Source organism: Methylobacterium dankookense (assembly GCF_902141855.1).
Taxonomy (GTDB): domain Bacteria; phylum Pseudomonadota; class Alphaproteobacteria; order Rhizobiales; family Beijerinckiaceae; genus Methylobacterium; species Methylobacterium dankookense.
The window spans coordinates 17,928-36,591 of sequence record NZ_CABFVH010000049.1 but is presented as its reverse complement, the minus strand read 5'-3'; the positions used below and the strand labels follow the sequence as shown (position 1 = coordinate 36,591).

General features: G+C 69.8%; 21 protein-coding genes and 5 pseudogenes. 7 read left to right on the top strand and 19 right to left on the bottom strand.

Annotated elements, in window-relative coordinates; translation table 11 throughout:
• Positions 1-492: 492 nt before the first annotated feature.
• From MTDSW087_RS24925 to MTDSW087_RS24915, 3 genes and pseudogenes are all read right to left on the bottom strand, one after another.
• Positions 493-732, bottom strand: a pseudogene (locus tag MTDSW087_RS24925) (IS630 family transposase); the annotation flags it as partial.
• 44 nt (positions 733-776) lie between these two features.
• Positions 777-974 (bottom strand): annotated as a pseudogene (locus MTDSW087_RS24920) (integrase core domain-containing protein); the annotation flags it as partial.
• A 161-nt stretch (positions 975-1,135) separates the two neighbouring features.
• Positions 1,136-1,588, bottom strand: a complete 453-nt coding sequence (locus tag MTDSW087_RS24915; RefSeq protein ID WP_144767699.1) for a DUF6157 family protein — start codon at positions 1,586-1,588, stop codon at positions 1,136-1,138.
• 342 nt (positions 1,589-1,930) lie between these two features.
• On the opposite strand from MTDSW087_RS24915, the pseudogene MTDSW087_RS30630 reads away from it, so the two are divergent.
• From MTDSW087_RS30630 to MTDSW087_RS24895, 3 genes and pseudogenes are all read left to right on the top strand, one after another.
• A pseudogene (locus MTDSW087_RS30630) lies at positions 1,931-3,614 on the top strand (methyl-accepting chemotaxis protein).
• A gap of 7 nt (positions 3,615-3,621) precedes the next feature.
• Positions 3,622-4,109, top strand: a pseudogene (locus tag MTDSW087_RS31495) (metallophosphoesterase family protein).
• Positions 4,106-4,918: a metallophosphoesterase gene (locus MTDSW087_RS24895; RefSeq protein ID WP_144767693.1), complete on the top strand. Its 813-nt coding sequence runs from the start codon at positions 4,106-4,108 to the stop codon at positions 4,916-4,918. Before MTDSW087_RS31495 ends, MTDSW087_RS24895 begins: the two are co-directional and overlap by 4 nt.
• 43 nt (positions 4,919-4,961) lie before the next feature.
• Here the strand turns inward: MTDSW087_RS24895 and MTDSW087_RS24890 are convergent, their stop codons facing one another.
• Both MTDSW087_RS24890 and MTDSW087_RS24885 read right to left on the bottom strand, forming a co-directional pair.
• Entirely contained in the window at positions 4,962-5,591 is a 630-nt protein-coding gene (locus MTDSW087_RS24890; RefSeq protein ID WP_144767690.1) for a hypothetical protein, read from the bottom strand.
• Positions 5,582-6,463, bottom strand: a complete 882-nt coding sequence (locus tag MTDSW087_RS24885) for a ComEC/Rec2 family competence protein (protein ID WP_144767687.1) — start codon at positions 6,461-6,463, stop codon at positions 5,582-5,584. Before MTDSW087_RS24885 ends, MTDSW087_RS24890 begins: the two co-directional genes overlap by 10 nt.
• Before the next feature lie 424 nt (positions 6,464-6,887).
• Here MTDSW087_RS24885 and MTDSW087_RS24880 point away from each other — a divergent pair, with 424 nt between their 5' ends.
• Both MTDSW087_RS24880 and MTDSW087_RS24875 read left to right on the top strand, forming a co-directional pair.
• Positions 6,888-8,135 (top strand): DUF2252 family protein, encoded by a 1,248-nt coding sequence (locus tag MTDSW087_RS24880; protein ID WP_425324730.1) that lies wholly within the window; start codon positions 6,888-6,890, stop codon positions 8,133-8,135.
• Between the two features lie 105 nt (positions 8,136-8,240).
• A complete protein-coding gene (locus MTDSW087_RS24875) occupies positions 8,241-8,549 on the top strand; it encodes a hypothetical protein (RefSeq protein WP_144767683.1) in 309 nt (102 codons plus the stop codon).
• Between the two features lie 62 nt (positions 8,550-8,611).
• Here MTDSW087_RS24875 and MTDSW087_RS24870 read toward each other — a convergent pair whose 3' ends face one another.
• The 5 genes from MTDSW087_RS24870 to MTDSW087_RS24855 all read right to left on the bottom strand — a co-directional run bounded on the left by MTDSW087_RS24870 (position 8,612) and on the right by MTDSW087_RS24855 (position 12,501).
• Positions 8,612-10,462: a cation:proton antiporter gene (locus tag MTDSW087_RS24870; protein ID WP_144767681.1), complete on the bottom strand. Its 1,851-nt coding sequence runs from the start codon at positions 10,460-10,462 to the stop codon at positions 8,612-8,614.
• Between the two features lie 83 nt (positions 10,463-10,545).
• Positions 10,546-11,250 (bottom strand): guanitoxin biosynthesis heme-dependent pre-guanitoxin N-hydroxylase GntA, encoded by a 705-nt coding sequence (gene gntA / locus MTDSW087_RS24865; protein ID WP_144767678.1) that lies wholly within the window; start codon positions 11,248-11,250, stop codon positions 10,546-10,548.
• A 109-nt stretch (positions 11,251-11,359) separates the two neighbouring features.
• A complete protein-coding gene (locus MTDSW087_RS24860; protein ID WP_238179570.1) occupies positions 11,360-12,028 on the bottom strand; it encodes a type 1 glutamine amidotransferase in 669 nt (222 codons plus the stop codon).
• A gap of 6 nt (positions 12,029-12,034) precedes the next feature.
• Positions 12,035-12,244: a hypothetical protein gene (locus tag MTDSW087_RS31030; RefSeq protein WP_238179568.1), complete on the bottom strand. Its 210-nt coding sequence runs from the start codon at positions 12,242-12,244 to the stop codon at positions 12,035-12,037.
• A 14-nt stretch (positions 12,245-12,258) separates the two neighbouring features.
• Positions 12,259-12,501, bottom strand: coding sequence for a hypothetical protein (locus MTDSW087_RS24855; RefSeq protein ID WP_144767676.1), 243 nt, complete (start codon positions 12,499-12,501; stop codon positions 12,259-12,261).
• Positions 12,502-12,669: 168 nt separating this feature from the next.
• Between MTDSW087_RS24855 and MTDSW087_RS24850 the strand changes: the two genes are divergently transcribed.
• A complete protein-coding gene (locus MTDSW087_RS24850) occupies positions 12,670-13,113 on the top strand; it encodes a DMT family transporter (protein ID WP_144767674.1) in 444 nt (147 codons plus the stop codon).
• A 17-nt stretch (positions 13,114-13,130) separates the two neighbouring features.
• Here MTDSW087_RS24850 and MTDSW087_RS31025 read toward each other — a convergent pair whose 3' ends face one another.
• The 8 genes and pseudogenes from MTDSW087_RS31025 to MTDSW087_RS24820 form a co-directional block, all read right to left on the bottom strand.
• A complete protein-coding gene (locus MTDSW087_RS31025) occupies positions 13,131-13,571 on the bottom strand; it encodes an FAD-dependent oxidoreductase (protein ID WP_238179566.1) in 441 nt (146 codons plus the stop codon).
• Positions 13,568-13,780, bottom strand: a complete 213-nt coding sequence (locus MTDSW087_RS31020; protein WP_238179574.1) for an NAD(P)/FAD-dependent oxidoreductase — start codon at positions 13,778-13,780, stop codon at positions 13,568-13,570. Before MTDSW087_RS31020 ends, MTDSW087_RS31025 begins: the two co-directional genes overlap by 4 nt.
• A 239-nt stretch (positions 13,781-14,019) precedes the next feature.
• Positions 14,020-14,115: pseudogene (locus MTDSW087_RS31015) on the bottom strand (hypothetical protein); the annotation flags it as partial.
• A gap of 119 nt (positions 14,116-14,234) precedes the next feature.
• Complete coding sequence (locus MTDSW087_RS24840; RefSeq protein WP_144767671.1) at positions 14,235-14,729, bottom strand: YidB family protein; 495 nt, start codon at positions 14,727-14,729, stop codon at positions 14,235-14,237.
• Between the two features lie 110 nt (positions 14,730-14,839).
• Positions 14,840-15,811, bottom strand: coding sequence for a cytidylyltransferase family protein (locus MTDSW087_RS24835; protein WP_144767668.1), 972 nt, complete (start codon positions 15,809-15,811; stop codon positions 14,840-14,842).
• A gap of 167 nt (positions 15,812-15,978) precedes the next feature.
• On the bottom strand, positions 15,979-16,167 hold the full coding sequence (locus MTDSW087_RS24830; RefSeq protein ID WP_144767665.1) for a hypothetical protein: 189 nt from the start codon (positions 16,165-16,167) through the stop codon (positions 15,979-15,981).
• A gap of 1 nt (position 16,168) precedes the next feature.
• On the bottom strand, positions 16,169-16,423 hold the full coding sequence (locus MTDSW087_RS24825; RefSeq protein WP_144767662.1) for a hypothetical protein: 255 nt from the start codon (positions 16,421-16,423) through the stop codon (positions 16,169-16,171).
• 170 nt (positions 16,424-16,593) lie between these two features.
• A complete protein-coding gene (locus MTDSW087_RS24820) occupies positions 16,594-17,064 on the bottom strand; it encodes a DUF3597 domain-containing protein (protein ID WP_144767660.1) in 471 nt (156 codons plus the stop codon).
• 203 nt (positions 17,065-17,267) lie between these two features.
• Between MTDSW087_RS24820 and MTDSW087_RS24815 the strand changes: the two genes are divergently transcribed.
• Positions 17,268-18,278, top strand: coding sequence for an HWE histidine kinase domain-containing protein (locus tag MTDSW087_RS24815; protein ID WP_144767658.1), 1,011 nt, complete (start codon positions 17,268-17,270; stop codon positions 18,276-18,278).
• Between the two features lie 97 nt (positions 18,279-18,375).
• Here MTDSW087_RS24815 and MTDSW087_RS31490 read toward each other — a convergent pair whose 3' ends face one another.
• Positions 18,376-18,567, bottom strand: a complete 192-nt coding sequence (locus MTDSW087_RS31490; RefSeq protein WP_373322041.1) for a DUF6894 family protein — start codon at positions 18,565-18,567, stop codon at positions 18,376-18,378.
• Positions 18,568-18,664 lie beyond the last annotated feature (97 nt).

Below are 18,664 nucleotides of genomic sequence, written 5' to 3'. Positions count from 1 at the left end.
GGGCACGGGCGCAGTATCGAGTGCACGTGCCCCCCTGGTTTTTCCTTGGATCCTCGATTCTTACTGATGGAGTAACGCCAGGACAACTATTCGATCTGTATTCCATTCGCTTTGGAAGGGGGCGCACGTGCCCCGGGCGCTTCAGGTCAGCGTGCGCGTTCAAGCTCCACAAGCTGTGTAGGTTCTCGGTGCACGCTGCCCTCAGTTTCGGAGGTCATGGAAAAGGTAGTAGCCCCTCAGCAGGACTGCTTCGAGCGCAGCCTCCGGCTGAAGTTCCTTCATGTCTGGGTCTGCGGCCTACACGATGCCGCGAAGCGTCCAGACTTGCATCCTGGAACAAGCCCGGCGCAGGGTGGCCTTTAAGACCGGCACAGCACAGCCCCGGCTCTCGCCTGCGGCAGATGACATTGTAGACCTCTGCGGCGGGTATCGCGCTCTACGGTCTGACATCCGGAGGCGTGTAAAGTAGACCAGCTTCAGCACAGCAATAACCTAATGGTCTGAGTTAGAAGTTCGTTGGCAGAGCCTCGCGACGTTGGCAAGGACGTCAATGGCGGCCTTCGTCCAGACGAACGGCTTGGAATGGCAGTTCGTCTCAGCGATGTAGCTCTGGATCGCAGCTTCAAGGTCTTCCGTGCTGGTGAAGGCGCCGCGTTCCAGACGGCGCCGGGTCAGCAGCGCGAACCAGCACTCAACCAAGTTCAGCCACGACGCGCTCGTGGGGGTGAAATGCTAGTGAAACCGCGGATGTCACCTGACCGTCATTTTGGACCGGGCTAGGTGAGAGGCGACTGCATGGTCGCGGCCATGGGTAGCTGGAAGGCCAGATCCGCGAAGCTGACGGGTGCTGGCGGTCGGTAGCCCAGCGACGAACGCGGCCGGACGCGGTTGTAAGTCTTCTGCCACAGCCCGATCACGATCTGCGCCTCCCGCATCGAGTAGAAGATGTCTTGGTGTAGGCACTCGTCCTTCAGCTCTGCTCGGAGATCTCCGCCTCCTTAGCTAAACCAGCGCCAAGCTCTCGCCCTGCACCGTCTGACCTTCAATCTGGCGCAGCTTCAGCACAACCTGCTCCGCGCTTGGCCTCTGTCCTCGCCGCATGCCCGACTCCTCCGGTCCTGGCTGATCCTCTTAATCAGCCCGGTCCAAAGCCAGCCAGACAGGTCACAACCTCCCGAGCCCTCTTGCTGCGCATGGCGCGAACCACAGTGATGCCCATCGACGGCTCTGAAGCGGCGAGCTCGCGGTAGCGACCGGTCTCCATTCCCACGATGGCGATCCGACCAGCCTCATCGTAGTGCACGCCCCAACCATAGCGTTTGGGCAGTATAGAGGCGCGCATGCAGGGATGGGACCTGCTGAACAGGCTTGCGCGTGCGCTCACCTCGTCGGCCGGTGGGATGGCCTTGTGGTGCCGGTACACCTCCCAGATCAAACCCTCGTGATCGTACCGGTACGGATCGGCTGAAAGGAGCATGTGCTGGAGTGCGGGAACGGTTGGTGCACCTCCACGGGTCTGCGGGATGACGCTCGCTGTCACCGGGCAGTCCGCGCCGACCAGTACGAAGGAGTTCCTGATCGTTCGCATGCGCGCTGTCTCTCTTACCCTCGCGAGGGCAAAGGCCTGCTACTCGCAAGGGGGGCAGGCACATGCAACGGGCTGCCGGGATCGGCTCGGTTCAACGCGCCGCCGTCGCGTCCCGCGCGCCGCCCCGCGTCGGCCGCCTGTCGGGGCGAGAGGCAACCGCCTCCGCCCGGGCGGGACCCGAGCCCCGCTTTCCGATGACCGAAAATCGACCTTCCAGCGCTGCTCAAGTGACCGCGAGCGGCAGAGCCGGCAGCCATTTCGTAACGCACGAATGGTTAATCTCGGCAGCCTTCGAAGGGCGCGATCCCGCGCACTGGAACTCTCAACCACTACGTGACGTCCATGCGGCTCTCCATCAAATCCAAGCTCGCAACCCTGTCCGGGGCTCTCGCCTTGGTCTCCGTCGGGCAGGCCACCCTTGGCGTCTCGGACTTGGTCGTCATACGACACAACATCGACGAAGTGGCGACGAACTGGCTGCCGTCGGTCGACGTCATCAACCGCCTCAACACCGCGACCCGCGACAACCGGGTCAAGCTCTACCGCTTCGTCGTGGCCTCCCCGACTCCCCAAGCCCTTGCCGAGAACAAGAAGGTCCTGGCGGACGTCCAGGCCGACATCGCGCATCTGGGCAGGACCTACGAGAGCCTCATCGCCTCGACCGAGGAGCGCGCCATTTACCGGCGCTTCGCGAAAGCCTGGGCCGAGTACCGGAAGGAGGAGCTCGCCATCGTCGCCAGCATGGAGGCCGGGCGCCAGGCAGAGGCGCTCGCCCACCTGATCAAACCTGAACTCGCGGCGCTCGCCGGCGAAGGAACGAGCGCGTTGAAGGATGGCGTCGAGCTGAACAAGCGCGGCGCCGAGGCGGCGAGTCAGCAGGGCGAGGCCCGCGCCGCGGTGGCGATCCGCAACGCCTTCCTCGCCGCGGTCCTTGCCGTGGCCGCATCGGTCTGCGCCGCCCTGTTCGGCCTGTTCGCGGTCTCTCGCCCGATCGCCCGCATGACGGACACGATGGGCGCGCTGGCCGGCGGCGACGCGACCGTCACCGTCCCCGGCACCGAGCGGCGCGACGAGATCGGCGCCATGGCCGGCGCCGTGCAGGTATTCAAGGACAACCTTCTCCGAACCCGCAAACTGGAGGAGGAAACCGCCCTGGCGAGGGCCGGCGCGGAGGCCCAGCGGAAGGCCGCCATGCGCGAGATGGCCGGCGCCTTCGAGCAAGCCGTCGGCGGCATCGTGGGCATGGTCGGCGCCGCCGCGACCGAGCTGCAGGCGACAGCCCAGGGCATGGCAGGCACCGCCGCGCGCGGCCGAGCAGTCGAACAACGTGGCGGTCGCCGCCGAGGAGGCGGCGTCGAACGTCAACACGGTGGCCGCCGCGGCCGAGGAGCTCGGCTCGTCGGTGCTGGAGATCGGTCGGCAGGTGAGCGGTTCCGCCGCCGCCGCACAGGCCGCCGTCGGCCAGGCGGACCAGGCCGCCGGGCTCGTGCTGACGCTGAGCGCCGCGGTGTCGAAGGTGGGCGACGTGGTGACGCTGATCTCGAACATCGCGAGCCAGACGAACCTGCTGGCCTTGAACGCCACCATCGAGGCGGCGCGGGCCGGAGAGGCTGGGCGTGGTTTCGCGGTGGTGGCCGCCGAGGTCAAGGAGCTTGCCGGCCAGACCGCCCGCGCGACGGACGAGATCGGCGGCCATATCGGCGAGATCCAGGCTTCGACCGGCCAGGCCGTCGTGGCCATCGACGCGATCGCCGCGCGCATCCGCGAGATCAGCGGCGTGGCGACCGGCATCGCCGTGGCGGTGGAGGAGCAGGGCGCGGCGACCCAGGAGATCGTGCGCAACGTCGCCCAGGCGGCGGACGGCACGAGCGAGGTCACCTCGAACATCGCCGGGGTCGCGGCCACGAACGGCGAGACGGGCGCGGCCGCGGCGCAGGTCCTAGCCTCGGCCTCCGAACTCTCGCGCCAGTCGGAGCAGCTCACGGCCGAAATGTCCCGGTTCCTGGCCACCGTGCGCACCGCCTGAAGGCGGGGTGGGGCTGCGACGTCCCTTCGACGCGATCGAGGCCCACGACGAGGGCCTCGTCGCGCGCTGGAACGCGGCCGTCCGCCCCGGCGACACCGTCTGGCACCTCGGCGATTTCTGCTACCGCTGCACCGAGGCCCACGCCCGGGAGATCTTCGCGCGCCTGAACGGCCGCCGGCGCTTCCTCGTCCGCGGCAACCACGACCGCATCGCCGCTCGCCTGCCCTGGGACGGCATCTTCGACGTCGCCCACGTGCAGGTCCCGCTTCCCGACGGGTCCACGCAGGGGGTGTTCTGCAGCCACTACGCCCACCGCGTGTGGCCAAGGATGCACCGGGGCGACATCCACCTCTACGGCCACTCGCACGGCACGCTGCCCGGGACTGCGACAAGAACCGACGTCGGCGTCGATTGCTTCGATTTCCGCCCGTTACCCTCGCCGAAATCCGCGTCCGTCTCGCCGAGAACGCCGCCCGCGAGAGGGGCACGCCATGACTTGGTCGCCCGCCCGCCGGCTCTGGGCTTTCAGCGACCTGCACCAGGAATGGCCCGAGAATGCCTGGGACCCGGCCACGCACGCGCCGCCGGGCGGGTTCGACGTGGCCGTCGTCGCGGGCGACGTGCATATGCCGCTCATCCGCTCCCTCGTCTGGCTGGCCGAGCGCCTGCCGGGCGTGCCCGTCGTCTACGTGCCGGGCAACCACGATTTCTGGTGGAACCGCGGCGAGGAGCGCTACACCCTCGCCGACCAGATGGCCCGCGGCCGCGAGCTCGCCGCACGCCATGGCATCCACCTGCTCCTCGACGACGCCGTCGTCATCGGGGGCACGCGCTTCGCCGGCGGCACCCTCTGGACCGACTTCCGCCTCGGCTCGTTCAGCCTCACCCACCGGATGCGCTCGGCCCAAGGCCGCTTCGGCATGGTCGATTACCGCCGGATCCGCACCGGTTCCCGGTCTCGACAACGGGTCGAGCCCGAGGAGATCCTCGCCCTACACCGGGCGACCCGCGCGTTCATCGATGCCACGCTGGCGGTCCCGCACGAGGGCCCGACCGTCGTCGTCACCCACCACGCGCCGCATCCCGACAGCCTGCCCGGCCCGCACGCGGATATGCCGTGGTACTACGCCGCGGACCTGCGCGACCTGATCCATGCGCGCGCGCCGGACCTCTGGGTCCACGGCCACGTCCACCACGCCGCTGACTACCTGGTCGGGCGCACGCGGATCGTCTGCAAGCCACGCGGCCACGCCGACGAGGCCAGCGGCTTCGATCCCGCCAGGGTCATGTGCCTCGAACGCTGATACGGGCGGCCGGTCGCGGGCCGCCGGCCGGCATCGGGCCGGCTCAACGACCCGTCGCCGCCTTCAGTGCCAGGACGTCCCTTACCAATCGCACCCCGGCGTTCGCAGCGGCCGTCTTGGCGAGGAGGTACTGCACCACCAGCCAAGCGAGGAAGCCGGCGGCTACGCCCGCGCTGGGCACGAGGAGGAAGCCGAGCGTCCCAAGGAGCGGGATGAACAGGGCGCTGAGCGAGGCGTAATCCCGCAGGAGCAGGAAGACGCGGTTGGCGTCCTTCACCACGACGTCGTCCCGCATGCCCTTGTAGAGGCAGTACCATTCCGCGTTCTGCGCGACCGGGTCCTCGGGGAAGTCGCCCCTGTACTTCCGGCGCAGCTTCGCCAGGTCCACGCGGGCGTCAGCTTGCGCGTGCTCGCTGAAGGCCCGGTGTCCGGGAAGCGCGTGACGTCGACGCCAGTAGACAAGCTTGCCCTTGAGGTCGACGCCCAGGAGCTGGTTCAACACCGTCGCCATGAGGCCGCCGAACCCGATCGAGAAGAGCGCCCGCCACTCCCGGAGCACGCCCTCGGCATCCGAAAGGCGGACCGCTTCCCAGCGGACGCAGCCGTAGAGCAGCAGCGCGTTCGCCGCCACCGCCAGCCAGAGCGTCAGGTTGTTCCGCTCGTTCAGGGACACCGGACCATCCCAGGCTCCAGGTTGCGGTCCGGAAACCAGAAAGCCTGCCCGTCGTCGCGGACATGGACCTGGATATCCCCATGCCGCCGCGTCGACGCGACCCGGTCAGAGAAGTTCCGGTACTTCGCGCTCGCGTCAGTGGCAGGCCTGCCGCCGACCGACATGACGGTGAGGACCGGCGCGATGTGGCGGACGGCCTCCATGTGGTAGCCGCTGTCGCGGCCGTGATGGGACGCCTTCAGGACGGCACCCCGCAGGCCGGCACCGTAGAAGCGGACGATCTCGTCCCAGGCGAGTTCCTCGGCGTCGCCGGCAAGCAGCACGTTCCGGCCGGCATGGTGGATCCGCAGCACGATGCTGACATCGTTGAAGGTCTGACGTTGATTGCAGGCCGCCACGATCCCCGGGGTGGGAGACAGGATCTCGATGCCGTCACCGCCGGCGAGGCCGTCCGGTCCTTGATTGAAGGCGAAACCGTAGGTCCCGCGCGTCGGCCGCAGGCAGCCCGGATCGGCCCGCAGGGCTTGGTAGAACTCCCAATCATCCCGGTCCGCACCACTCCGGAACGACGGTTGCCCCTTCGCGTTCGCCGTGTCCCAGAAGTTGTCGAAGCCGATCTCGCGATGGAGGCGGGCAAGCCCGCGCATGTGGTCGAGATCGGGATGGGTCAACACGAAGCGCCAGAGCCTCCTCCCGGGAAACACGCGCCTCATGTAGGCGATCGGGTCGGTGAGTTCCCGGCTGCCCCTGGCCTCGACCAGTTCCCGGGCCTCGAACAGGTGGCGCGCCTCGATCGCGCTCGCGAGGTCGGAGAGCGGCGAGGCAGGAGATGAAGGCGCGAGCAGCGCCGCGAGGATGCCATCGGGCGCCATGCTCGGTCTCGGCGCCGGGATCGCGCCGAAGGCACCGCCAATCGGCGACCACGACGGAGGTGCACTTGTGGAGGAAGCGTCACACTCGGCACAAGCCCGTTCGGGCTATTGCAGGTCGTAGGGGGCAACCGTCGTTCCCGGTGGGCCGTGGGCCGCGGTCCACGCGCCCGCCTGGTGGAAGGTGTTCACCGCGGCCCAACCCGGTCCCCGCATTTCGGCATGGGCCCGGACACCAACCTTCGCCATGGCGGCTCCAGCCAAACGGTTCCGGAGGAAGCTCGGAGCCGCAGGGTGCCCCCCAGCCCGAAGGGAAGAAGCTCCGGCGCCATGCGGCGCCATCCGGCCATGCGTCACGTGCCACTCGGCTCCGTAATCCACAGCGGAGGCGAAACGACGCGTGTAGCCTACCTGTTCCGATGCGTTGATGGACGCGACCGGGGCGGTCCGGCCGCAGGTTCGCAGGTGTGGAATGCCCAAGATTGGAAGCTATGGACCCGAGGAACGTGCGGCCGTCCTTGAGCGGCAACGGACCCTGAAGATGGCAAGGTCCGCCCACGCCTTCGTCCGTGGCAACACCCTGAAGTTCTACGAGTGGCTGGATGGCTTGGCTCGCGGCACCCTACCGGAAGGGCCGCCGGTCTGGATCTGCGGCGACTGCCATCTCGGCAACCTGGGCCCGCTCGCCGATGTCGATGGGCGCGTCGACATCCAGGTCCGCGACCTCGACCAGACCGTTGTCGGCAACCCGACCCACGACCTCGTCCGCCTCGGCCTATCGCTGGCGAGCGCTGTGCGCGGCTCGGACCTGCCGGGGGTCGTTACCGCGCGGATGCTGGAAGAGATGGTCCGGGGCTATGCGCAGGGGCTCGGCGCTCCCAGAAGTAACGAGGAGCCGCCGGAACCGGACGTCGTGCGCACGGTGCGTCGACGAGCCCTTGGTCGGCACTGGAAGCATCTCGCCCGCGAGCGCCTGAAGGACGTCGAGCCAAGGATCCCGCTCGGTCGCAAGTTCTGGGCGCTCGACGCGGCCGAACGCGAGGCTCTCGATGGCCTGTTCCGTCGTGACGAGGTGTGCGGCCTGTTGTCGGCGCCGGACGGGTGTGGCGAGGAAGCCGACGTCCGCCTCATCGACGCGGCCTACTGGATGAAGGGCTGCTCCTCGCTCGGCTTCCTGCGCTACGCCGCGCTCGTGCGCATCGAGGAAGATGGCAAGCGTCGCCTGGCGCTCGTCGACCTGAAGGAGGCGGTCGAGCCGGCGGCGCCGGCGGCCCCCAGCGCGGAGATGCCATCGGACGCGGCCAAGCGGGTGGTGGCCGGTGCCCGGGCGCTGTCGCCGAACCTGGGCGAGCGCATGCTGCCGGTGCGCCTCCTCGACAAGCCGGTGGTGATGCGGGAACTCGCCCCGCAGGACCTGAAGCTCGACGTCGACCAGTTCACCCGCGAGGAGGCGGTGCGGGCGGCGCACTACCTCGCCTACGTCGTCGGCAAGGCCCACGGCCGCCAAATGGACGAGGCTGCGCGTTCGAACTGGCGGGCGGGGGGTATGCGCGGCACGGCGGTCGGCGAGCAGGCGCCGACCTGGCTCTGGTCTAGCGTGGTCGAGCTCGCCGGCCGCCATGAGGTCGGTTACCTCCAGCACTGTCGGCATTATGCCATCCCGGAAGCGGCCTAGGCTCCTGGCTCGGCGAGCGTCGTGGCTGTCCGAAGGATGGGGCGACGCTTGGCGCTGTGCGGGGCCGATAGGACATTCGTAACGCCGCCGGATGCCTGGCCTGGAGTGTACAGCCCGGAACCGTCGAGGGTCACGCGCTGCTACTACGGCATGGATACGCTCGACGATACCGTGCGCTCGATCCTCGCACTCGCGGCTACCTACAAGCCCGGCACCATCATCAAGGCCGAGCGAGTCGTGGACGAGTACCTCGACGAGTTTAAGGGCTACCGGGCGCGTCGGGCCGCGATGGACGCCCTGCTCCGCGAGCTGGCATCGCCGGAGCGCCAAGCCCGCAACCGCGGCGGCTTGTTCGAGCTGATCGAATTGCATCTGAAGCGCCGGCACCGCGAGTTCGCGCACCTGTTCCAATAGGTGCCGACGTTCCAGGCCAGACCCTGCGATCCCGAACCGGCGCGCCACCGCCCGTTTCAGGCTCACCCCTCGCCGGAGTTTGTATGCATAACTGCACCGTTCGGCGTCGGGACGAGGCCAGGTTCGGATCGCATCTCGGCCGGGCGACAGAGAAGCAAGAGCCGGTCTCCCTCCGTCGCCTTGCCCAGTTCGTGGTCGAGCGAGGGGAAATCGAGGGTGCCGTCGCGGCGGATGACCAGCAGGCAAGGCACGTCCCCAGCCGCCGCGCCGGCTGGAGCGATTGCGAAACGCCACCCGGCTGAGTGCCGCCCGGATAGGGTCTCGAAGTCGAACCCGCCGTCACCCAGCACCTTGCCGCGCGAGTCCCGGCTCACACCCGTCTCGGCATGCAGAAGGTGGTCCTTTGAGGGTGCGAGTTGGTAGACCCGCTCGCGCCCGAGCTCCGGGGCCAGACGGGTGCATACGAGGGCATTATAGAGCTCGTCCCTCGTCGCCGCGAGCAGGCGGTCAGGCGGTTGGTCGGCCAAGCCCTCCTCCGCCTCGCGCGACAGGAGCTCGGCCTGAAGGGTCGGCACGCCTGCAGCCTGGGCCGTCCGCAGCGCACCGGGATAGGTGTCGACTAGCACCACCGGCACGCCGGCGCGATGCAGTGTCAGGGCCAGCTCGCTCGACCAAGGTGAGGCGCCCACGATGGCGAGCCGCTCCGCGTCCGCCGCCACCGAGAGGCCGAGCCGTCGAGCGAGTGGCCCAAGCGAGAAGCCGTGTGTGAGCACCGTCGCGACGATGACGGCGAACACGGTCGGCTGGATCAGGTCGCCACCCGCATAGCCCGCCTCGCTGAGCCTCGGGCCGGCCAGGCCGGCGACCGCGGCCGCTACGATGCCGCGCGGTCCGATCCATCCCACGAACAGGCGCTCGCGCCAGGTCAGATCGCTGCGCCAGGTCGCGAGCCAGATCGCTGCCGGCCGCACCACGAACAGCGTCGCGGCCGTCAAGGCCAGGACCGGGAGTGAGACCTTGCCGAGGACCGCGAGGTCGAGGTCGGCGGTCAGGACGACGAAGAGGCAGGAGACCAGGAGGACGACGAGCGCCTCCTTGAACCGGCGCAGCTCCGCGATGCCGGGCACGTGGAGGTTGGCGAGCGCAATGCCGAACACGGTCGCGCCGATCAGCCCGGCCTCGTGCATCAGGAGGTTCGGCACCGCATAGGCGACGAGCGCCAGCGCCAGCAGCAGCGGCGTCTTCAGGGTCTCCGGCACGAGGTCGCGCCGGAACGCCCAGGCCACGAGGAAGGCCGAACCGACCCCGAGCACGGTCGCCGCGGCCGCCCCTTCGGCAAGATGCAGCGCCAGGTCGGTGACCGCCTCCTCGCCTGAGCGGTGCGGCAGACCGACCAGGATCTCGATGACGATGGCGGTGAGGATGGCCCCGACGGGGTCGTTGACGATGGCCTCCCACTTCAGGAACGAGGCCGAGCGGCGTTCCAGCCGGGCATGGCGCAGCAGCGGCAGGATCACCGTGGGGCCAGTCACGACCAGGATGGCCCCGAACACGGCGGCCGGCCCCCATAGCATGCCGCCAATGAGGTGGGCGGCGAGCGTGCCCAGCACGAAGTTGATGGGCAGCGCGATGGCGGTAAGCCGGAGCACGCCCTCGCCGGCCGCCCGCAGTTCGCGGAAGTCGAGCGCCAAGCCGCCCTCAAACACCACGATGGCCACTGCCAAGCCGATCAACGGGCGCAGGTTCGGCCCGAACGCCTGGGAGGGATGGAGGAAGCCGAGCACCGGGCCGACGAGGAAGCCAAGCCCGAGCAGGAGGACGATGGCCGGGATGCGGAGCCGGGCGGCGAGGACCTGGGCCGCGACGCCGCCGGCGACGATGCAGAGGACCGCCGTCGCCACACCTTGTTCCATACGCAACGCTCCTCGGGGCTGCGACCGGTAAGGCCGCCCCGGACAACGTCCGCGAGCGCCGTGTGTCCCCGCCGCGACTGCCTTCAGGGCGTGCCGGAGGCCTCGGCCCCCGTCGTACGGGGGCGGAAGGGGCAACGCCACTCCTCGCCCACCGCCCGGCCGCTGTACTGGCGCGCCTCGGAGACCTCGCCGTGCCGCGAAAGCATCGGGTTGATCGAGCCGGCCAGCGCCTCGTCCCGCTGCAGGATGGAGGAGCGCAGCTTCTCGTAGCGGCCCGCCTCGCGCAGCTGCTCGAACTGAGCGTGCAGGTTGAACACCAAGGCGGGCGACGAGAACCGCCGTGCCGGCCGGCTAGCGTTCGGGTGTAGGCCGACCACGAAGAACGCCTCGCCGGCGAAGCTCAACGAGAAGTGCGGGCTGTCCGGGTCCTGGGCGACGCGCCCGTCCCAGGGATGGCCGAGCCAGGCGTCCTTATCGGCCAGGGACTGCACCCGGTCCCACAGGTGCCGCTCAAAGCCCTCCTCATCGAGGTCGCCGGGCCCTTCGAACACGACGGCGAAGCTCTGGAAGAGGTCGGGCTTCGCACGGTAGCGCGCCGCGAAGGCCATCATCGCCGGGTAGATGCGCATGTCGTCCCAGGCTGAGGTGATGTCGCGGGCGACCAGGATCCGCATCTGCCCCTTCGACAGGGCGGACTTGGCGCCGACGCACGGGAAGCCGGCGTCGCGGATGAAGGCTCGGAGGGCCTGAGCCTTTGGATGATTGGTGTCGTCTCGTGGCAGTTGCATCGGAACTCGGCACGCACGTCGCACGGATGCCCGCGGAACCGGCAGGAGGCGCCGCGGTCTCAGGCAACGGAGCCGCTCAAGCCGCGTTCCGCGCGTCCCAGGAGGTGTCCTACCTATCCACAGCCAGCGGCCCCTCCCGGCCAAGCCGGGTGAGCGCCTCGATGAAGTTGCGCATCTCGGAGAGCCTGAGCCGCTCGTCGGTGACCTGTTCGTCCAGGCCGAGGCGCCAGGCGAGGTCGCGACGTCCGGGCTCAGCGTGCAGGGCATCGATTTGCTGCGCGTATGCCTCGACGTCGTCCTGGCTCCTCGCCAGATCCGCCTTGACCAGAGTGTCGGATTGGCGCCGCAGGGCGCCGGCCACTTCGTCGAGGCCGATCTCGGGATGGTACTGCACGCCCCAGAACACGCCGCCATCGAAGCGGATCTCGGCGGCCTGCACCGCGGTAACGCGGTTGCCGGCGAGCAGCGTCGCCCCTGATGGTAGCGCCTCGACCTCGTCGGTATGGATGGCGGGCGCATCGTAAGCCGCGGGCCGTCCAGACAGGAGCGGGTGCGCGCGTCCTGCCTTGGTCGGCGCGATCCGCCGCGCGAACCCTGCCTCCGGACTGCGCGCGTTCGGGCGCACGCTGCCGCCGGCCGCGACGGTCGCGACCTGCAGGCCGGCGCACGAGCCGAAGGACGGCGTGCCCGAGGCGAACACGGCCCGCATGAAGGCGACCGTGCGCCGGGTTTCCGGCGTTTCCTCGTAGAGGTGCAGCGGCGAGCCCGTCAGGAACACCGCATCTTAGCCGTCGAGGCTAGCCCCGAGCGGAAGCGAGGCATCGGCGTCGGCCGGCTGGATGCGGTCGCAGGCGGCGCCCGGCGCGAGCCTGCGCAGAATGTCGAGGTAGGTCTCGCCCGAGGAGCGGCCGACGCTGGTCCGGCGCTTCTCGCGCGCCTCAGGCGTCTCGCTCTCGGCGACGAGGAACCTCAACGTCGAAGCGGATGAACTCACGATTCCTCGGCTTGTCAGTGGCCCCGGGGCATGGGGAACCAGGGGCGCAGGGTCGCCACCCCTGCCGTGAAGCGCGCGTTCGAGATGGCACTGAGGGTCGCGGCCGAAGCGCCGGCCGCCTTGGCCTCTGCCTCGAAGGCGTTGAGCCGGTCCAGCAACACGTCCGCCAAGGCCGGGATGACCGACAATGAGCGGTCGGCGAGCATCTCGTGCAGCCGGCGCATGTACGGGCAATCCTGATCGTGTTCGGCCGCCATGGCGCCTCCGCCTTCTACGGGACACTGCCCCTTTCCCGCCCAGGGAGCGTCTTGGACAACCTCCGCCAGGAGGAAGGGTTTGCGCGAGCGACTGCGGCATCCTGATCCGGAAGACAGGCCGCCGCCGCGCCCCACGTTGGGGAGCCTTTCCCCTTCCAAGGCTCCCGCATGTGGTACCTCTACGGCCTCGCCATGCTTGCCGGGCTCGCAAACGCTATCCAGCCCGGCCCGAACTCGACCCTGGCCAAGGCTTCGGCTCAGCCCTTCTTTGCCGGCCTCGTCGTGGTCATCGTGAGCGGAACGGCTTTGCTGGTCACGGGCTTGGTTTCGGGGCGGCTGAGCGTGCCGAGCTACGAACAGGCAACGCATATCCCCTGGTGGGCCTGGTGCGGCGGGGTACTCGGCACCGTGCTGACCTTGTCCCAGCTCTTCATCGCCCCGAAGCTCGGCGCCGCTCCGTTCCTCGGTACCCTGGTGACGGTGGGCGTTCTCGCCTCCATCGTCCTCGACCATTACGGCTGGGTCGGGTTCGAGGTGCACCAGGCCAGCATGTGGCGGGTGCTCGGCGGCGTACTCATGGTGGCGGGCGTCGCGTTGGTCGCGCTCTTCTGAGGGTTTCGAACCCGGGGTCAGGCGGCGCCGGCCTTGCGCTCGGCCCCGTCGACCTCCTCCTCGGTGGGCAGCTCGCAGCGGTTATGGATGTCGGTGGCGGCAATCGCCCCGTGGCCCATCGCGACCACGACTTGGTCGAGGCCGCGTACCACGCCGCCGGAGGCGTAGAGGCCCGGCACCGTCGTTCGGTTGTGTTCGTCGACGACGAGCGCGCCCGTGCCGTCATGCTCGGCCCCGAGACCCAGCGCGAGCTCGGCCCGCAGCTTCAGCCCGAGCGCCGAGTAGAGCACCTCGAAGCGGTGCTCCTCCCCACCTTCCGTGCGCAGCCGCGCGAGCCTGCCGTCCTCGATGCCGATCCCGACGACGGGCTCGTGGACGACCTTGATGCCGTGCTCGTTCACCCGTTCGCGCTCGCCCGCGTCGAGGTCCATGCCCTGGCCCAGCGTCAGCAGGGTCATGTCGCGGGAGTAGGGTGGGCCACGAAGACCGCCTCGCCCAGGCCCCTGTCGCCATGGCCGATCACCGCGATGCGCTTGCCCCGCGCCTCGTAGCCGTCACAGATCGGGCAGTAGCGCACGAGGCCCCGACGAACGGCGTCGGGCAACTCGGGAAGGGCCGGCTCCACGTCGTCCGCTCCCGTCGCGAGGAGCACCCGGCGCGCCCGCACCTCGCGCACAGCTCCTGCGCAGCTTCGATGCGGGCCGGGAAGCCTCCCTCGTCCTTGCGCAACGCCGTGACGGTTCCACTGACGACGCGCACCTCGTGCCGCGCGAGGTGGTCACGCTGGCGGGCGAGGATCTCCCGTCCGGGGATGCCGTCGGCTAAGACCGGGATATTGTGGCTGATCGGTATCCAGGAAGCGCGGGAATCCCCCGCGTCGACCACGAGGAAGCGGCGCTCGAAGCGAGCCAGGTAGAGCGCGGCTGTCAGGCCAGCCGGACCACCGCCCACGATCAGGCAGTCGAGAAGCTCGTCGAGGTCTACCGTCCAAGGCTCGGCCATTCGCTCATCCGTGCCGGAGGGGAACTGCCTTGAGGTGACCGCCCGCAACCTGCATCGGTTCCGACGCGGTCGGCGCTCGGCGTCACGCCACCCCCGGCCGCGTCGGATGCGCAATGTGGCTAGGCCGGAACCCGGCCGTCCGGCGTGTAGCGGTCGATGGCCTGCGGGAGGTCACGGGAGAGGCGTGACAGCAACTCGTCCCGGGATAGGCCGGTGCGCTGCGTCAGGGTCGCAAGCACGTCGGGCCCGATGGCCTGCTCCAATTGGTGCGGCGCGATCTCCTGGTTGGGTCCATGGTTCACCCAGGACTGCGCGGCCGGCCCGTGGCCGGCCTGGTGGAAGCGCTCCAGCATCTCGCCCAGGCCGCTGTTCAGGAAGCCGCCGGGCCCCGCACTGCGCTGGTTGCCCAGAAGGCCGCCGAGAAGGCCGCCGAGACCTCCGCCCAGGGCTCCGCCCAGGCCGCCTTGGCCGCCGGGCGCGGCGCCGTGGCCGGACGGTGCAGGCGCACCCTGGCCGGCACCACCGAGCAGCTCCGCGAGTTTGTCCCTGTTCTGGTAGCCAGCCAGCGCCAACAGGCCCAGCAGCGCCGTCATGGAGGGATAGCCGTCGCTCATGTCATTCCTTCTGTCACGAGGCAGTGGAAACCGCCTTCATCGCTCGATGCGAGGGCCGGCACCCGAACCTCGGGGGCGCCGGCCGCCGGTGTCGGACTGGCAGGCGCCGCTTACGGCCGCCGCGGCATCGGACCGAGGTTCAGGCCCGTGACGGTCGGGTGGACGGCGCCCATTCGGCCGCCGAACCACGAGGCGACCGCGCCGAGCACCAGCGCGAAGAAGCCGAACAGGGCGCCGCGGGAGACGGCCTTGCGCGTCAGCTCGGCGGCCTGCTTGGCCTGCTCCTTGGCGCTGTCGGTCGCTTGGCGGTACTGCTGCTCGTACTGCTGCACCTGTCCCTTGGCCTGATCCACCGGGATATTCTGCGCCTTGGCTAGAGCCTCCGCCGCGCGGTTGCGCGCCGCGTCGGCCTGGGCGGGGTTGCCGGTGAGGGCGGCGCGCATCGCGGACACGGCCGCATCCTTCGCCGCTGCCGGGTCCTGTCCGGCGGAAGCGCCGCGGACCGACTGCTCAATGGAGGAGAACGGGTCGCTCACCTTCGACAGCGAGGGCGCAGCCGTCTGCGCGGCCGTCTGCACCGCACCGCCGGCCGTGTTCGCCAGGCCGCCGGCCACGCTGCTGAGCGAGTTGAAGGCGCCGCCGAGCACGCCTCCGACCGTCGAGGACAGCAGGTAGAAGATGACCAGCGTGGTGAAGGCCCAAGCCGTCAGGCCGTGCCAAGCCGCGGTGTTCTCCTTCGGCTTCCCTGAGAGGCGGCCCGCCGCGTAGGCGCCGGCGAAGGAGGCGACGACGCCGGACAGCGTCCACCACAAGCCCGCACCGATGGAGAAGGTCTGGGCGGAGGGATTGTCGCCGCCCGCCGCCGTCAGCGAGGCAGCGCCGATGCCCAATCCCAGCAGGTTGAGGAGCAACTGCACAACGAGGGCGACGACCACGCCCGCGAGCACGGCGCCCCAGGAGATCTTGTTGAGCATGACGGAGCGCATGTCCTCCGTCGGCGTGACGGAGCTGGTGTGCGGGGCGTCGTGGTCCCCGCGGTTGCGCGGCGTGTCGGGCGTGCCCGGCGTGACGGTCGCGGTCATGGTCATCCTCCCGGACAGCCCGGCGCTTGATGCGGCTATCGGTCAGAATCGTCCGGCGGAGGTCGAAGTTCCGGGGATTAACATTGCTGGGCCCGGAGCGGTCGCGGTGCTTGGGCAGGCTCCTCGCGGCCGTCCCGCACCGTTGACCGGCGAGCGGCACGGTAGGCTCAGCCGGCCGCGTCGCGTGCCAGATCCGGGGCGTGGAGCAGCTCGGCGAGGCGTGGGTCAAGCGGCTCGTCGACCACGGGTTCGTACATCTCCTGCATCTGCCGCCCGAGGCGCTCACGCGTCAGCGCGTCGAGCACAGGGACATCCGCGCCGATGCGGGCGTCGCCGCTATCCCACTCCACGTTCATTTCAGCCCTTCCTGCCGCCCCGCTCGTGGCGTCCGATCTCCGTGCGGCAGGCCGGCGAGAGGTCGGCCATGTTCTTCCGGAAGCAGGCTTGGACCTCCGGCCCGTCCGGCGGGAGGTCGCCGCAGTAGGTCGCGTAGTCGCCACTGCAGCGCGCCTTCAGGGCTTCCCGGTCGGGCTTGGATGGGGAGCCGGCTCTCGCGTCCAGGCCCACGGCCGCGAAAGCGATGGTGAGGGTGACGACGAAGCGATGGTGCATGGGCTGGTTGTCCTGCGCGTGCGTGGGGTCCCGGGTTCGGGTGACGGCGCCAGCGCGCGCCGTCACCGGCAGGTCAACCCCCGCCTGGCGTCCGAGGGTCCCCGCGCCTATGGCCCGGCGCGGCCGTATCCACGGCGGGGCGCGGCGGGCCCGGGCGGCGGGATCAGCCGTCAGGCATGCTTGAGGTCGTCCGGAACGTTGCCGCCGTTCTCGGCGAGCTTCTGCACGACCTGCTTGTGCAGCCAGACGTTCATGGTGGCCGAGTCCTCCTTGTCGCCCGTGTAGTGCAGCTCGTCGGCGAGTCGCTTGCGGGCCTGCAGGCTGCTGTCGAGGTCGAGCAGCTTCATCAGGTCGACGATGGAGCGCTTGTAGTCGAGGTTCTGGCCCTTCTTCGAGGCAAGGTCGGCGAGCACTTGCCCGACGTCGACATTCGCCTGACCGGCGCCGGCCGGGCCGGCCGCGACTGGGGATGGCGCCCCGCTCATCGAAGGCGCCGCGGCGCTGCTGGCCGAGCCGGTCGGGCCATTCTGGCCCTGCGCCGCGGCCGACACGCTCGGCGTCTCCGAGGCGTGCGGGGCTGCCGCCTGGGCGCTGGCGCTGCCGCCGAAGATCTTCGACATGATCGACCCGAAGATGCTCATCCGTTCCTCCGTATTCTGGGCCCCAGCGGGGGCGAGCGCTCGATAACGGGAGGTCAGGCCAGCCGTTCCCCTGCGACGCTCGGCCCTGTGGAGAGGTGCCAGCCAACGGCAACCATCCCCTGGCCCGCCGATTGTCCGCGTGGCCCCTGGTTGGGCCGAGATGGGCGTGCGGCAACCTCCTGCCGCCGCCGGGGGAAACGGACGTGCAGCAACCCGACGAGACCGAGCCGGTTCGGCCCGACCTGGATGTCCTGTTCGCCGCGGTCGAGGCGACGGGCGAGGCGGTCCTGATCACCTCGGCCGAGCTCAACGAGCCGGGCCCGCGCATCGAGTACGCCAATCCCGCCTTCACCCGCATGACCGGCTACGCGCCCCGGGAGGTTCTCGGCAGGTCGCCGCGCCTGCTTCAGGGCCCCGGGACCGAGCGCGCCGTGCTCGACCGCATGCGCGCCGCGCTCGCGGTCGGCGAGCCCTTCCAGGGCGAGGCGGTGAACTACCGCAAGGACGGCTCGGCATACGTGGTCGAATGGCTGATCACGCCCTTGCGCGACGCCGAGGGCCGCATCGTGCGGTGGGTCTCGGCACAGCGCGACATCACCGAGCGGCGGGCCTACGAGGACCGCCAGGCGCTGATGGTGCGCGAGCTGCACCACCGGGTGAAGAACACCCTCGCCACCGTCCAGGCGGTGCTGAACGCGACAGTGCGCTCGTCCCTCACCATCCCGGAGTTCACCCGCGCCCTGTCGGGCCGCATCGCTTCGCTGGCCCGCACGCACGCGCTGATCACCGAGGACATCGCCCAGGCCGCCTCGTTCGACGGGCTGCTGCGGGCCGAGCTCGACCCCTACGGCGAGCGCGGCCGCCTCACGCTGGAAGGACCCAGGGTCGTGCTGCCGTCCGAGATCGCGGTGCCGGTCGGCATGGCCCTGCATGAGTTGACCACCAATTGCCTGCGGCACGGGTCCTTGGCAGACCCGAACGGGCGCCTCCAGGTGACGTGGTGGATCGAGGAGGGACCGCCCGGGCGCAGCCTGCGCTGGGACTGGGCGGAGCACGACGGGCCGCCGGTCGGGCATCCGACGCGCGAAGGTTTCGGCCATCGGCTCCTCAACAAGGTCCTGGCCACGCAGACGGGGGCCGAGGTCGCAGTCGATTTCGCCCAGGACGGGCTACGGGTCTCCGTCCGCATGCCCTTGCCGGCGACCGGCGCCTGAGGGGAGCCTTCGGTCCGCCGGTCCGCATCGTCAACCCCGGACCACTTGTCCTAGGTCGCGCCCGCATGCGCGGTCACGACGAAATCGAGGAGCGCCGTCAACGAGCCGCGGTCGTCCCCCCACCTCCAGGTAACAATCGCGCCCGCATGCGATGTCGCGCGTCGCCGCCGCTGATCCTGCCCGCGAGCCGGACGGCCTTGCGCCTGGAGTGCTCCGCGTCGGCAAGCTCCGTGCCCTCGTCGTCGCGCGATCCGCCCCCATCGAAGACGTCGAAGAAGTAGCGCGGCACCGCATCCTCTCGTCGAATGCGCTCCCTTCGAGCCGGCGTCTCGACCCGGCCCGACACCCGCGCACACCTGTGTCAAAGGTCAGCGCAAGCTTCGTGC